Source organism: Burkholderia sp. Ed8 (assembly GCF_040761425.1).
In the GTDB taxonomy this organism is placed as follows: domain Bacteria; phylum Pseudomonadota; class Gammaproteobacteria; order Burkholderiales; family Burkholderiaceae; genus Burkholderia; species Burkholderia seminalis.
Genome location: NZ_CP142889.1, coordinates 194,647 through 208,700, shown reverse-complemented (window position 1 = coordinate 208,700; position 14,054 = coordinate 194,647). Strand labels below are relative to the sequence as shown.

Annotated in this window: 11 protein-coding genes and 1 pseudogene; 7 read left to right on the top strand and 5 right to left on the bottom strand. The window is 68.4% G+C overall.

All coding sequences use genetic code 11. The annotated features are described in order from the left end of the window. Positions 1-116: 116 nt before the first annotated feature. Complete coding sequence (gene cydB / locus VXM69_RS35165) at positions 117-1,124, bottom strand: cytochrome d ubiquinol oxidase subunit II (protein WP_367190658.1); 1,008 nt, start codon at positions 1,122-1,124, stop codon at positions 117-119. Between the two features lie 3 nt (positions 1,125-1,127). Beyond that, a complete protein-coding gene (locus tag VXM69_RS35160) occupies positions 1,128-2,528 on the bottom strand; it encodes a cytochrome ubiquinol oxidase subunit I (protein ID WP_069705799.1) in 1,401 nt (466 codons plus the stop codon). A gap of 406 nt (positions 2,529-2,934) precedes the next feature. Here VXM69_RS35160 and fdhD point away from each other — a divergent pair, with 406 nt between their 5' ends. The 5 genes from fdhD to moaD all read left to right on the top strand — a co-directional run bounded on the left by fdhD (position 2,935) and on the right by moaD (position 7,272). After that, positions 2,935-3,807: a formate dehydrogenase accessory sulfurtransferase FdhD gene (gene fdhD, locus VXM69_RS35155; protein ID WP_059561282.1), complete on the top strand. Its 873-nt coding sequence runs from the start codon at positions 2,935-2,937 to the stop codon at positions 3,805-3,807. Next, on the top strand, positions 3,804-5,018 hold the full coding sequence (gene glp, locus VXM69_RS35150; RefSeq protein WP_367190657.1) for a gephyrin-like molybdotransferase Glp: 1,215 nt from the start codon (positions 3,804-3,806) through the stop codon (positions 5,016-5,018). The genes fdhD and glp overlap by 4 nt, the downstream gene beginning before the upstream one ends. A 199-nt stretch (positions 5,019-5,217) precedes the next feature. Next, entirely contained in the window at positions 5,218-6,342 is a 1,125-nt protein-coding gene (gene moaA / locus VXM69_RS35145) for a GTP 3',8-cyclase MoaA (RefSeq protein ID WP_367190656.1), read from the top strand. A 47-nt stretch (positions 6,343-6,389) separates the two neighbouring features. Beyond that, the gene (locus tag VXM69_RS35140; protein ID WP_034190507.1) at positions 6,390-6,962 is read left to right on the top strand and encodes a molybdenum cofactor biosynthesis protein MoaE; all 573 of its coding nucleotides are present in this window, start codon (positions 6,390-6,392) and stop codon (positions 6,960-6,962) included. Positions 6,963-7,014: 52 nt separating this feature from the next. Further along, positions 7,015-7,272 carry a molybdopterin converting factor subunit 1 gene (moaD, locus tag VXM69_RS35135; protein ID WP_034190508.1) on the top strand — a complete coding sequence of 86 codons (258 nt, stop codon included), beginning with the start codon at positions 7,015-7,017 and terminating at the stop codon, positions 7,270-7,272. Positions 7,273-7,274: 2 nt separating this feature from the next. On the opposite strand, the gene VXM69_RS35130 is transcribed toward moaD, so the two are convergent. Continuing rightward, the gene (locus VXM69_RS35130; RefSeq protein ID WP_264172389.1) at positions 7,275-7,409 is read right to left on the bottom strand and encodes a hypothetical protein; all 135 of its coding nucleotides are present in this window, start codon (positions 7,407-7,409) and stop codon (positions 7,275-7,277) included. After that, a pseudogene (locus VXM69_RS35125) lies at positions 7,406-8,753 on the bottom strand (aminotransferase class III-fold pyridoxal phosphate-dependent enzyme). The gene VXM69_RS35130 and the pseudogene VXM69_RS35125 overlap by 4 nt, the downstream one beginning before the upstream one ends. A 125-nt stretch (positions 8,754-8,878) precedes the next feature. Between VXM69_RS35125 and gcvA the strand changes: the two are divergent. Beyond that, on the top strand, positions 8,879-9,799 hold the full coding sequence (gcvA, locus tag VXM69_RS35120) for a transcriptional regulator GcvA (RefSeq protein ID WP_034190509.1): 921 nt from the start codon (positions 8,879-8,881) through the stop codon (positions 9,797-9,799). A gap of 58 nt (positions 9,800-9,857) precedes the next feature. Here gcvA and VXM69_RS35115 read toward each other — a convergent pair whose 3' ends face one another. Beyond that, the gene (locus tag VXM69_RS35115) at positions 9,858-11,282 is read right to left on the bottom strand and encodes a PLP-dependent aminotransferase family protein (protein ID WP_059561294.1); all 1,425 of its coding nucleotides are present in this window, start codon (positions 11,280-11,282) and stop codon (positions 9,858-9,860) included. Between the two features lie 578 nt (positions 11,283-11,860). Between VXM69_RS35115 and VXM69_RS35110 the strand changes: the two genes are divergently transcribed. After that, positions 11,861-14,035, top strand: a complete 2,175-nt coding sequence (locus tag VXM69_RS35110; protein ID WP_367190655.1) for a DUF4132 domain-containing protein — start codon at positions 11,861-11,863, stop codon at positions 14,033-14,035. Positions 14,036-14,054: the final 19 nt, after the last annotated feature.

Here is a 14,054-nt window from a genome sequence, read left to right as displayed (position 1 = left end):
GCACCCGATGCGCAGCGGCCCGCGCATGGCGGGCCGCTTTCCGTCGGATGCCGTGCCGGGCGCCGCGCTGCGCGTGATGATACGCGCACGCCGCGCCCCGTCACCTCGCATGCCGCTCAGTGATAACCGATGTCGCCCTCGCGCACCTTGCCGCGGAACACGCGGTATTGCATCGCGTTGTACACGAGGATGATCGGCAGCACGATCACGGTGCCGACGAGCGCGAACAGCTGGCTCGAATGGCTCGACGACGCGTCCCAGATCGTCAACGACGGCGGCACGATGTTCGGCCAGATGCTGATCACGAGCCCCGTGTAGCCGAGGAACACGAGCGCGAGCGTCAGCAGGAACGGCGTGGCCTCGTGCGCACGCTTCACCGTGTGGAAGATGCCCCACACGCATGCGACGACGAGAACCGGTACCGGCAGGAACCAGACGAGGTTGCCGCTGCCGAACCAGCGGTGCGCGACGGCCGGCAGCCCGATCACGGTCCACAGGCTCACCACGCCCATCACGACGAGCAGCACGCCCGCGAGCGGCTTCATCAGCAGCCGCATCTTGCGCTGCAGCTCGCCATCGACCTTCAGGATCAGCCAGCCGCAGCCGAGCGTCGCATACGTGACGAGCACGCCGATCCCGCACAGCAGGCTGAACGGCGACAGCCAGTCGAACGGCCCGCCCGCGAACTGGTTGTTCTCGATCTTGATGCCCTGCAGCAGCGAACCGAGCACGATCCCCTGGCAGAACGCGGCGAGCGCCGAGCCGCCGATAAACGCGAGATCCCACATGTGCTGCGTGCGGGTGGCCTTCGCGCGCAGCTCGAACGCCGCGCCCCGGAAAATCAGGCCGACCAGCATCAGCACCAGCGGCAGGTAGTTCGCCGGCAGCAGCGTCGAATACACGACCGGGAACGCGCCATAGAGGCCCGCGCCGCCGAGCACGAGGAACGTCTCGTTGCCGTCCCACACCGGCGCGACGGTGTCGAGCATCACCTGGCGCTCGGCCTTCGCGTCGAAGAACGGAAACAGCAGGCCGATCCCGAGATCGAAACCGTCCAGCATCACGTAGATGAATACGCCGAGGCCGATGATCGCGGCCCACACGACAGGAAGATCGATGTGCATGGCTTACTCCGCTTCGGTGACGTTCAGCGGCGTGGACAGCGCGCTCTTGCGCAGCCCCGGATGCCGGTGCAGCTCGATGTACCCGGCCTGGGCGGCCGGCCCGCGCCTCATCAGTTTCATCATGTAGTAGATACCCGTCCCGAATACCAGGAAATAGACGACCACGAAGATCAGCAACGACACGCCGACCTGCTGCGCGCTCAGCGGCGCGACCGAATCGATGGTGCGCAGCACGCCGTACACCGTCCACGGCTGCCGGCCGACCTCGGTCGTGATCCAGCCGGCCAGCAGCGCGACGATGCCCGACGGCCCCATCGCCACCACGAACCACTGGAACCAGCGCGTCTCATAGAGGCGCCCGCCCTTTCTCAACAGCAGCCCGAGCAGCGCGGTGAGCAGCATCAGCATCCCGAGGCCGGCCATGATCCGGAACGTCCAGAAGATGATCGGCGAATACGGGCGGTCCTGCGGCGGGAATTCCTTCAGCCCGCGAATCTCGCCATCCCAGCTGTGCGTGAGGATCAGGCTGCCGAGGTGCGGCACCTGGATCGCATAGCGCGTGGTTTCGGCCTGCATGTCGGGCAGCCCGACGAGGTTCAGCGCGGTGCCGCCCTTCTCGGTTTCCCACAGCCCCTCGATCGCGGCGATCTTCGCCGGCTGGTATTCGCGCGTGTTCAGCCCGTGCGCGTCGCCGACGACGATCTGGATCGGCGCGAGCACCAGCAGCATCCACAGCGCCATCGAGAAGCTGCGCTTCACCGGCTCGTCGCGACGGCCCTTCAGCAGGTGCCACGCGCCGCACGCGGCGACGATGAAACCCGCGACGATGAACGCCGCGATCGTCATGTGCACGAGACGGTACGGGAACGACGGGTTAAAGACGATCTTGAACCAGTCGACCGGCACGACCAGGCCGTTCTCGATCTTGTAGCCCTGCGGCGTCTGCATGAAGCTGTTCGACGCGAGGATCCAGAACGTCGAGATCAACGTACCGACCGCGACCATCAGCGTCGCGAAGAAGTGCGCACGCGGGCTGACGCGCTGCCAGCCGAACAGCATCACGCCGAGGAAGCCGGCCTCGAGGAAGAACGCAGTCAGCACTTCATACGTGAGCAGCGGCCCCGTGATGTTGCCCGCGACGCGCGAAAAGCCGGCCCAGTTGGTGCCGAACTCGTACGCCATCACGACGCCGGAGACCACGCCCATCCCGAAGCCGATCGCGAAGATCTTCGACCAGAACTGGAACATGGATTTGTAGGCGGCGTCGCCGGTGACGAGATAACGCCATTCCAGCACCGCCAGGAAGCTCGCCATGCCGATGCTGATCGCGGGAAACACGATGTGGAACGACACCGTGAATGCGAATTGCAATCGGGCGAGATGGAATGCATCGAAGATTTCCATGACCGTAATTTGCTCGTGGTTGTGAGGACGTACGCCCGAAGCAGGAAATCGCGCGACGGCTTGGCGACTACACATGCGAACGTCAACGGACCCTCGCACGGCATCGAAGCGTGAGTGACGATATCGCGTTTGCCACGATACTCGCAATCACTCGAACGTGCGCTGAAACTGTGCTGCTTCCGTCGCCGAAGATGTGTGCACGGAAAACACATTTCGTGCCTGCGGGATGGTCAGCTGTACTGCTTTCCGCGTGGCGGCGCTGTATCTCCGGCGCGCTGTTCACTCCACTTAACATGTTATGCAACGCCTGCCCGACGCGATAGTGCGCCGCCCCCGGCGCCCGCCCGGCAGCACCGATTTCCGTCGTCCGGCGTACACGCCGGCCGATCCGACTGGAGAAACCCGCATGGCGTCCCGCCCCCCCATCGACGATCCGACCGGCAGCACCGCGTGTCAGGTGACGCGCCATCGTGCCGGCGAAACGCGCGACACCGTCGATCGCGTCGTCGACGAAACGCCGGTTGCACTCGTGTTCAACGGCATCTCGCACACGGTCATGATGGCGACGCCGATCGACCTCGATGCATTCGGCCTCGGCTTCGCGCTGAGCGAAGGCATCGTCGAGCGTGCGTCGGACGTCTTCGACATCGAGAGCGAATGCCGCCCCGGCAGCGCCGAGGTGCGGCTCACCGTGTCGCAGCAGGCGTTCATGGCGCTGAAGGCGCACCGGCGCGCGCTGGCCGGCCGCACCGGTTGCGGCGTCTGCGGGATCGAAAGCATCGCGCAGCTCGACCTGCACCCGCCGCGCATCGCGGCCGCCGGCGCGGCTGCCGGCATCGGCGCCGACGCGATTGCACGCGCCGCGCGCACGCTGCCGGCCCACCAGACGCTGATGCGCGAGACGGGCGGCATCCACGCGGCCGCGTGGTGCGACCGCGACGGCGCCGTGCGCGCCGTGTTCGAGGACGTCGGCCGCCACAACGCGCTCGACAAGCTGATCGGGCATCTCGCGCGGCGCCGCGCCGACCTTGGCGCGGGTTTCGTGTTCCTGTCGAGCCGCGCGAGTTACGAGCTGGTACGCAAGGCCGCGCGGGTCGGCATCCCGATGATCGCGACGATCTCGGCGCCGACGTCGCTGGCGATCGACGTCGCTCGCGAAGCCGGCGTGCGCCTGCTCGGCTTCTGCCGCAACGACGGCTTCGTCGAATACGTGTCGCCCGACGCCGTTCACCCCGATCAACCGGCGCTTGCGCCCGCGCACCCGGCCCACTCGTCATGAAACACCTGTTCGATTTCGATACCGCGCAGCAGCAATTCGCCGGCGCATTTGCGCCGCTTGCGGCGAGCGCCTCGCTGCCGGTCGCCGAAGCGGCCGGCCATGTGCTGGCCGCGCCGCTGACCGCCGTGCTCGACCAGCCGCCGGCCGACCAGAGCGCGATGGACGGTTATGCCGTGCGTCGCGCGGACGTCTCGCCTGGCGAGCCGCTGCGCGTCGCGCAACGCTGCTATGCGGGCGACACGCCGATGCCGCTGGCCGCCCGCACGGCTGCGCGCGTCTTCACCGGCAGCCTGATCCCGCCCGGCGCCGACACCGTCGTGATGCAGGAGCACGCGCACGAACGGGACGGCTGGGTCGCGTTCGATGCCCCGCCGCGCACCGGATCGCACATCCGCCGCCGGGGCGAGGAAGTGCGTACCGGCGACCTGCTGGTGCCGGCCGGCGCGCGGCTGGGCGCGATGCACGTCGGCGTGGCGGCCGCACAAGGTTTCGCGCGCATCGATGTGCGCCCGGCGCTGCGCGTCGGCCTCCTGACGACCGGCGACGAACTCGTCGCATGCGGCCAGCCGCGCGCGCCGCAGCAGATCTACAACAGCAATGCGCCGATGCTCGCCGCACTCGTGTCGGGCACCGGTGCCCGCGTCGCGATGAACGTGCATGCGGCCGATACGGCGGCGGCCGTCGATCGTGCGTTGCGCGACCTGCATGCGGGTTGCGACCTGGTGATCTGCGTCGGCGGCGCATCGGTCGGCGACAAGGATCTGCTGCGCCCCGCACTGACCGCGCTCGACGCATCGTTCATCGTCACCGGTGTGCGGATGAAGCCCGGCAAGCCGGTCGCGCTCGCGCGGCTCGACACGCGGCCCGTGGTGCTGCTGCCCGGCAATCCGGGGGCTGCCATGACCGCGTTCGCGCTGTTCGTCGCGCCGCTGATCCGCTGCCTGCAGGGGCGCGACGCGCGCCTGCAGGCCGTGCCGGCGCTGCCGATCGACACGGACTTCGAGCCGGATGCGCAGCGCGAACGCTTCGTACGGGTGCGCTGCACGGTCGGTGCCGCTGGCGCGCCCGTGCTCGATACGCTGCGCCAGCAAGGCGCCGGCACGCTGCAGTCGCTCGTGCAGGCGAGCGGGCTCGCACGGCTGCCGGCCGGGCGGGCCATCGCGCGCGGCGACGCGGTACCGTATTACGAATTCGCGCCGTGGCTCGCATGAGCGCGACGCCCATCACGCGCCCGATGCGACCCATGCGCCGCGCCCGCCGCACGGCGAACTGTATTCCTGCAATTCGGGCGCGATTGTGCCTCTGCCGGCCCAACCCGGCGGACTATGCTCACGCTGAGGCTCGTCACGACCTGTGCGCCGACACGTCGGTACACGCACGGCCGACCGGCGACGCCCCTCCGCTTACTTCATGCAGGCCGACGAACCGATCGTGAACGCCATCGTTTCAGCCGCGCCGGCCGCCGCCGCATCATCCGGCGGCGCAGCGCCCGGCGCCTTTCCCCGCCCGTCCGACACGCTCGGACGCCCGCTGCGCGACCTGCGCCTGTCCGTGATCGACCAATGCAACTTCCGCTGCGGCTACTGCATGCCGCGCGAAAGCTTCGGTTCGGACTATGCGTTCATGCCGTCGTCCGAGCGCCTGTCGTTCGCGCAACTGGAAAAGATCGCACGTGCGTTCACGTCGCTCGGCGTCGAGAAGATCCGCATCACGGGCGGCGAGCCGCTGCTGCGCCGCAACCTCGAGGCACTGATCGAACGGCTCGCCGCGCTGACGACCGTCGACGGCAATCCCGTCGAAATCGCGCTGACGACCAACGGTTCGCTGCTCACCGCGAAGGCACGCGCGCTGCGCGACGCCGGATTGTCGCGCGTGACCGTGAGCCTCGACGCGCTCGACGACGCCGTATTCCGCCGGATGAGCGACGCCGACGTGCCCGTGTCGCGCGTGCTGGCCGGCATCGAAGCCGCGCATGCTGCCGGGCTCGCGCCGGTCAAGGTCAACGCGGTGATCGAGCGCGGCGTGAACGACGACCAGATCCTGCCGCTCGTGCGCCACTTCCGGCAGTCGGGCGTGGCCGTGCGCTTCATCGAATACATGGACGTCGGCGGCGCGAGCTTCTGGTCCGGCGACAAGGTCGTGCCGGCCGCGCGCATGCGCGAACTGATCGAACAACACTATCCGCTCGTGCTCGTCGGCGAACCGGGGCACGACGCGACCGCGATCCGTTGCGCGCACATCGACGGTGCGGGCGAAGTCGGCTTCATCGCGAGCGTGTCGCATCCGTTCTGCGGCACCTGCTCGCGCGCCCGCGTGTCCGCCGACGGGCAGCTCTATACGTGCCTGTTCGCGACGCAGGGCACCGACCTGCGGCCGTGGCTCGACGATGCGGCATCGACCGCCGACCTCGCGGCCGCCGTGCGCGATCGCTGGACGCGGCGCGACGACCGCTATTCCGAGCACCGGGCCGCGCGGCCGGCCCGCGCGCCGGGCAAGACCTATCCGACCGTGCGCATGTCGCTCGTCGGCGGCTGACGGGCCGCCGCGCGATACAGGATGCGCCGCCCACTGGAGAACCTGTCATGACGACCTTCACCGAATCCCGCGCCGGGCTGCCGGACGATCCGCTGCCAGCCGGCAGCGCCCCGCCGCCCGCCGACGCGACCGATCCGCCTCCCGAACCGGCGCCCGCCATTGCCGCCGGCTTCGAAGTACGCGTGCAGCATGCGCCGATCGACGCGGGCGCGGAGCTTGCACCGATCGTTCGCAATCCGAATGTCGGGGCGGTCGTGAATTTTCTCGGGGTCGTGCGCAAGGAAGGCGACGTCGACGACGTCGTCGCGCTGGAAGTCGAGCACTACCCGACGATGACCGAGCAGGCACTGTGGAGCATCGTCGAGGAGGCCACGGCACGCTGGCGGCTCGAAGCGGTCAGGATCGTGCACCGCGTCGGCCGCATTCCGCTCGGCCAGCCGGTCGTGCTGGTCGTCGTGGCCGCCGCGCATCGCGCATCCGCGTTCGACGCGTGCGAATTCCTGATGGATTTCCTGAAAACCCACGCACCGTTCTGGAAGAAGGAGATCCGGCACGACGGCGAATCCGGCTGGGTCGAGGCGAAGGCCCACGACGACCACGCGATGCGGCGCTGGGGCTGACCGCGTCCGCTTCGCGCTTTCCGATTCCGCCGCTCCTGCTCGAGACATCGCAATGAAACTGAAGATCAAATATTTCGCAAGCATTCGCGAACAACTGGCGCTCGACGAGGAAACCGTCGAGATCGATGCGCGCGAACTCACCGTCGACGCGCTGCGCGGCACGCTGGCCGCGCGCGACGCGCGCAGCGCGGACGCACTGCGGATGGACCGCCCCGTGCGGGCCGCCGTGAACCTCGAAATGGTGACCGGGGAATTCGTCGTGCGGGAGGATAGCGAGGTCGCGTTCTTTCCGCCGGTGACGGGTGGGTGAGCTCACCACGCACGCCGCCCGTTTCGACGGCGATCCTCGACCGTCCTGGCCCGGAACGCGTTGTACACCGACGGGCGGTCGATCGTGACGGTCGCCACGCCGCGCGCCTCGCGATACAGGATGTCCTCGTCGCTCATCGGGCAGCCTCCAGCACCGTCAGCGCCGCGTCGAGCGCGTCCAGCCCCTCGTTCAGCTCCGTGCGCGAGATGACCAGCGGCGGCGTCACGATCACCACGTTGTAGCGCCCGTACGCGTGGACGCCGCGCTTCAGCAGCTCGCCATAGAACGCCCGCATCGGCGCCGATCCCGCCGGGTGGTGCCACTCGACGAGCGGCTCGCGCGTGTCCCGGTCGCGCACCAGCTCGATGCCGAACTGGGCGCCCATGCCCCGCACGTCCCCGATCGACGGATGACGGTCTGCGAGATCGCCGAGACCGTCGCGCAACCAGCCTTCGATCTCGCGCGCCCGGTCGAACAAACCCTCTTCCAGATAGACCTTCAGCGCGGCGAGCCCGCCGGCGACCGCCAGCACGTGGCCCGCGTGCGTGTGGCCCACGTCGAAGAGTTCGGTATCGAAGTGGCGGGCCACGCCTTCGCGCACCAGGACACCGCCGAGGGGTGTATACGAAGAAGCTGGCCCCCTTGGCGAACGAAATCAGGTCCGGCAATACGCCGACACGCTCGGCGCAGAACAATGCCCCCGTGCGCCCGAAGCCCGTCATGATCTCGTCGAAGATCAGCAGGATGCCGTGCCGGTCGCACAGGTTGCGAACGCCTTCGAGGTAGCCCGGTGGGTAGACGACCACACCGCTGGACCCGGTCATCGGCTCCATCAGGATCGCGGCGACGTTTTGCGCGCCTTCGTGCGACAGGACGCGCGCAAGGTGATCGAGGGCACGGCGCGTCTCCTCGACCGGATCCGACGCGTAAAAGGGGCTGCGGTACGGATACGGTGCAAAGAACTTCACCATGCCCGGGAGCGCCGGGAAAGGATCGCGCCAGCGGTCCACGCCCGTCATCGCGCTCGCGCCGATGGTGCTGCCGTGATACGACCGATGGGCAGTCAGCACCTTGGGCCTGCCTGTCACCAGCCGGGCGATCTTCACCGCGTCATCGTTCGCCTCGGCTCCGCCGCACGTGAAATGCACACGCAGTCCTTCCGGCCACGGCGAAACACTGTTCAGGAGTCCAGCGTATTCGGCACGCACGTCGTTGAAGTAGCTGGATGCGACCCAGCACATGCGCTCGGCCTGTGCCTGGATCGCCTGGACGACCTTCGGATGGCCATGGCCCAACGACACCGCGACATAACCGCTGGTGAGGTCCAGATAGCGCTTGCCGTTCGCATCGTGGAAGTAGCATCCCTGCGCATGCGTGATGACCGGCGGGTTGAGTCCGCCCTGGACCGCCCAGGGAACGAGCACCTTTCGAAACGACGGCGCGAGCGCGCGATCCGACTCGCCGTGAATGCGTAGATCCATGTTGACTCCGGAAATGGCATGGCTCACTATTTCTGAGCCTCGTGATGTGAGGCTGATAGATTAAGCACGCATTTCACGCACAACAAATCAAACGTTTCGACACTGAGCCTCAATTTAACTGAGTCATGGCACGACAACTTCCGCCCCTGCTCTCCGTGCGTGCATTCGAGGCGGCGGCGCGCCATGGCGGCTTCGCCCGGGCGGGTGAAGAGCTATGCGTCACGTCCGGTGCGGTAGGGCATCAGGTACGGCTGCTGGAGGAATGGCTGGGAACGCCGCTGTTCATGCGCGGCGCCCGGTCCGTCCAGTTGACGGACATCGGACGGCGGTACTTCCTGGAAATCGAGCGCTTGATGGACGAGCTCGAGCGTGCGTCGCTCGGCATCCGCCAAGCCGCGGACGCCCCGGAGGTGACGGTCACCGCGATGCCATCGTTCGTGACCCGCTGGCTGATGCCGCGCCTGGGTGAGTTCAGGCGGCTGCATCCCGACATCGAGGTGCGCTTGCTGGCCTCGGTGCCCGCCGTCGACTTCAGCCGCGAGCGGGTGGACGTGGCGATCCGGCTGGGCTCGGGCCCCTATCCGGGGCTCGTCGCGGAAAAACTGATGTCGGAGACGTTCCTGGCGGTCGGTCAACCTCTGGTGTGCCGGGCGTTGCACACCGTGGACGATATCTTGCGGGCAACCTTGCTGCATGACGAATACGAGGCCCGCATTCCGGAGCAGGTGGACTGGGTGCGCTGGTGCCGCATGCAGAACGTACACGCGAGCGCGACCCGTTTGCGACAGGGCCCGAGCTTCTCGCACACCTATCTCACGCTCGATGCCGCGATCGCGGGCCAAGGCGTGGCGGTAGCGTCGGACGTCCTCGCCGCCGATGCGGTCAGGCAGGGGCTGTTGGCCATGGCGCCGGGCAAGCCGGTACAGGGACCCTACAGCTACCACCTGCTGACGACACGCGCGGCAACCGCACGGCCGCCAGTCGACGCCTTCTGCAGTTGGCTGCGATCGGCCGCACGGTCGTTTTCGGAAGCCGGCTGGGCTTGAACGACGCGAATCGCCGCGCGGCGGATACCGACGCCCGCGTTCCACCTCGCCCGCCCGTTCACCGCATGCACGCGGCGGCCAGCTTCCCGACCGCGATCACCGCCTGCTCGATCTCCGGCGACCACGGGCTGCTGTAGTTCAAGCGGATGAAGTTCCGGTAGTTGTCGGTGATCGAGAACATGTAGCCGGGGCCGATCGTGATGCCCTGCTCCAGCGCGAGCTGGTACAGCCGCATCGCGTCGACCTGCGCGGGCAGCTCGACCCACAGCACGTACCCGCCCGCGGGGCTCGAGATGCGCGTGCCCTCCGGAAAGAACCGCGACACCATCGCCCGCATCAGGTTCGCCTGCTGCGCATACGCCTTGCGCAAGCGCCGCAGGTGATGCTCGTAGCCGTCGCGTTCGAGAAACTCCGCGATCGCCAGCTGCGGCAGCGACGGCGTCGCGAGCGTGTTCAGGAACTTCAGCTTCTCGACCTGATCGCGATAGCGGCCCGGCAACGCCCAGCCGATCCGGTACGCGGCCGTCAGGCTCTTCGAGAACGACGAGCAATGCAGCACGATCCCGGTCCGGTCGTAGGACTTCAGCGAACTCGGATGCGTATCGCCGAAATACAGCTCGTTGTACACGCCGTTCTCGATGATCGGCATGCCGGTTTTCGTTGCAAACTCAACCAGTTCGCGCTTGCGCTCGTCGGGCATCTGGAACCCGAGCGGGTTCTGGAAGTTCGGCATCACCATGCACGCCGCGATCGGCTGCGACTTCGCGATCGCGGCCAGCGCCGCGATGTCGATCCCGTACTCCGGATGCGTCGCGACCTCGATCGCCTTCATCCCCATCCGCTCGATCGCGTGCAGCATCGCGTAGAACGTCGGCGATTCCACCGCGATCGTGTCGCCCGGCTTCGCCACCGCCTGCAGGCACAGGTTGATCGCCTCCGTCGCGCCCACCGTCACGATGATCTCGTTCGGGTCCACCGACATCCCGTTTTCCAGGTAGCGGCGCGCGATCTGCCGAATCAGGCGCGGATGGCCGGGCGGCAGCCCGTCCGTCACGCCCCACAGCGACTTGTCGCGGCCGGCCGCATACGCGTAGCGGTTCAGCTTCTCGAACGGAAACAGGCTCGGGTCCGGATACGGCGAGCCCAGCGGCACCGCGTCGTCCGTGCCGATCGAGCGCAGCGTCGACAGCACGAGCCGGCTCACGTCGACCGACGACGAGATCGCGATCGGCTTCGACGGCCGCAGCTCGCGCACCGGCGCGTGGCCGTCGTCTCGGCGCAGGTTCACGAAATAACCCGACTGCGGCCGGCTTTCCAGCAGCCCGCGGCTTTCCAGCAGCAGATACGCGTGCAGCACGGTCGTGATGCTGATCCGGTGCTGCTGGCTCGCCTGCCGCACCGACGGAATCCGGTCGCCGTGCCGGTACACGCCCTGGCGGATCAGGCGCTCGATGTCGTCCGCGAGTTTTTCGTAGAGTTTCATCGTGCGTCTCCCGCCGGCATGCGCAGCCGCGCCGCCCTGCCGTGTGCGTCCGGCACGCACGTGTTTCGCCCGCCGACCGGGCCGTCGTGATTCCTGATCCTTCCCTCCGGTTTTGCCTTTTCCATCGCGGCTCTCTCTTGAAGATGCGCCGGCAGGGTTCCGGTACGACTGGATCCGCGGCACTGTGCACTTGATGGTGGAATCTTAAGAGCAGAACAGTTGGCGGCGAGTACACACATCGACCACGCGAACAAGAGTACAGTTCGGCGCGAATCGCGCATGGCGGGAGAACTGTACGTCTTATGAAATGGCCTGGCGGCCGGAAACCGCGCGCGGCGCGGCCGGATCGGCCTGGAACGACCGCGACACGGGCATTCGTCCGACCGTCTCGCCGGGGTGCAATACTGTGCGGCCGCACGGTTTTTCATGGCCGGAGTCAGCCCCGCCGCGCATGCGATCGAACGGGCCGCCGCCCCCCGGCGCCTTGATCCGCAACGCCCGACCAGTACAGATGATGAAATGGTGTCAGAACGTAACGACTGCCCGCGCATCGCGCGCCGCCGGCCCGGAAAACGCCGATGACTGATCGCGACCTCGCCGCGCGGCTCGTCGCGCGACTGACCGGCAGCGCCGACCATCCGCGCTTCACCGGCGCGCCGATCGACCTGTCGACGCTCGATGCGCACACGCTCGGTACGGTCTGGCCGGCGCTGCGTCGCGCCGAGCACGACATCATGCTGCGCGACCACGCGTACGACGACCCACGCGCCGAATTCGCGCGCTGGCTGCGCGGGCAGCTCGACGCGCTCGGCCTCGTGCCGCTCGTCGACGCCGATGCCGCGCTCGAACTGTTCCGCGACATTCCGCCCGGCGGATGGAAACGTGCGCTGGAAGACCTGCCCTGTCTCGACGCGCTGCCGTCGCCCGCGCTGCAGGCCGAACTGGCGCGCATCGCGGGCGAACCGGAAGACGGCGAACCGCGGGCGAAATCCGCGTATGGCGCGTATGCGCTCGACTGGTTCGCTGGCCGCCGCGACTTCTCGGCGCGGCGCGATGCGTACGCGCAGGCGCTGGCGGATTCGCCGTTTCGCGTGCGCGAACTCGACGTGTTGCCCGAACTCGGGCCGGCCGCGCTGCTCGCGCTGGCCGCGACGAACGACGGCTATTTCGCGCCGAAACGGCTGTGGCTCGACTTCGGCGACCCGGCCGTCACGCTCGCGGAAGACGCCGCGTACGTCGCGTTCGCGCGCGACGCGCTGACCGAGGCCGCGCGACTGGTCGCCGCGCTGCACGCCGGCGCCGCGCCGTACGAGGCCGATCGCGCGTTCACGACCGACGACGCGCAGGTCGTCGCGCGCGCCGCGCGCGTGGCCGCCTATCGCGACGAAGCATGGCTGCGCCCGCTGATCGGGCCGCTGCTGACCGGCGTATGCGTCGCGCCGACGACCGCGAAAACAGTGCCGTCGCAGTCGCTCGCGATTGCGCTCGGCCACGCGGTCGAGACGATCCCGACGCCGGAGAGCGTGCGCGCGCTGCGCGACGCGCTCGCCACGGTGCGTCACGCGGGCGTGCAGAAAAAGCTCGCGCGCAACCTGAAACCCGCCGAACGTGCGCTCGGCGAGCGGCCGCGTACCGCGCTGCGCATGACGCTCGACGCGAAACCGGACAAGAAGCAGCTCGCGATGCTTGCCACCTGCATGGAAGCCGGCTTCTGGCAGCCGATGTCGCTGGGTCATGCCGAATGGCGCGAGCGTCTCGTCGATACGCCGGCCGGCGCCGCGTTCTCCGCGCGGATGATCTGGCAAGCGTGCGGCCGCGATGGCTCGACGCAATCGTTCATCCCCGACATCGCGAAAGGCAAGGTCGTGCCGCGCGACGCGGCAGGGCACGCATGCGAGATCGCCGACGACTGCACGATCCGGCTATGGCATCCGCTGCTGGCCGACGCGCACGAGCGGCTCGCGTGGCAGCGCGCGATCGTCGACCGCACGCTCCGGCAGCCGGTGCGGCAGGCGTTCCGCGAGTACTACGTGCCGGCCGACGGCGACGCGTCGGCGAGCGATTCCGCGATGTTCGAAGGTCACGTGCTGTCGAGCCGGCCGCTGCTCGGCATCGCGCGCCGCGAAGGCTGGTCGATCCGCGCGTACGACGACGGGCTCGCCCGTGAATTCGGCGACGTGCGCGCGACCTTCCTCGTCGATGCGCGGCTCTATCCCGGCACGGAGGGCCACGGCACGTCGCGCCGGCTGGTCTTCGAGCGCCGGCACGACCGGCGCTGGGTGCCGGTGCCGATCGGCGAGATCGACGCTGTCGTGTTCTCCGAAGTGGCGCGGGCGGTCGACCTGCTGGTGAGCGTGGCCGCGTTCGCGCTCGACGACCCCGCGACACGCGCGGCCGCCGCTTCGCTCGCGGCGGCCCCGGCCCGCCAGCGCGACCTCGAAACCGAACGCCGGCAGCGCCTGAACCGGTTGTCGGCGCTGCCGCTCGGCGTGATGGCGCGGCATCGCAAACACGTGCTGTCGCTCGTGTTCGCCGAACCGGTTGCGCAAGGGAAGATCACGATCGACGATCGCCACGTGCACGTCGGCGCGTGGTCGGTGCATTGCGCGACCGGCCGCGTGACGCGCGACGGCGAGCCTGTCGACGCCCCGCTCGAGCCGCCGCCATCGCCGCTGCGCGCGGTGCCGTGGCTACCCTACGACGAGGCGCTGCTGCAGCGGATCGTCGACGTCGTCGCGCATCTGCTCGAGTAGGCCTTGCGAACGTGCGTGG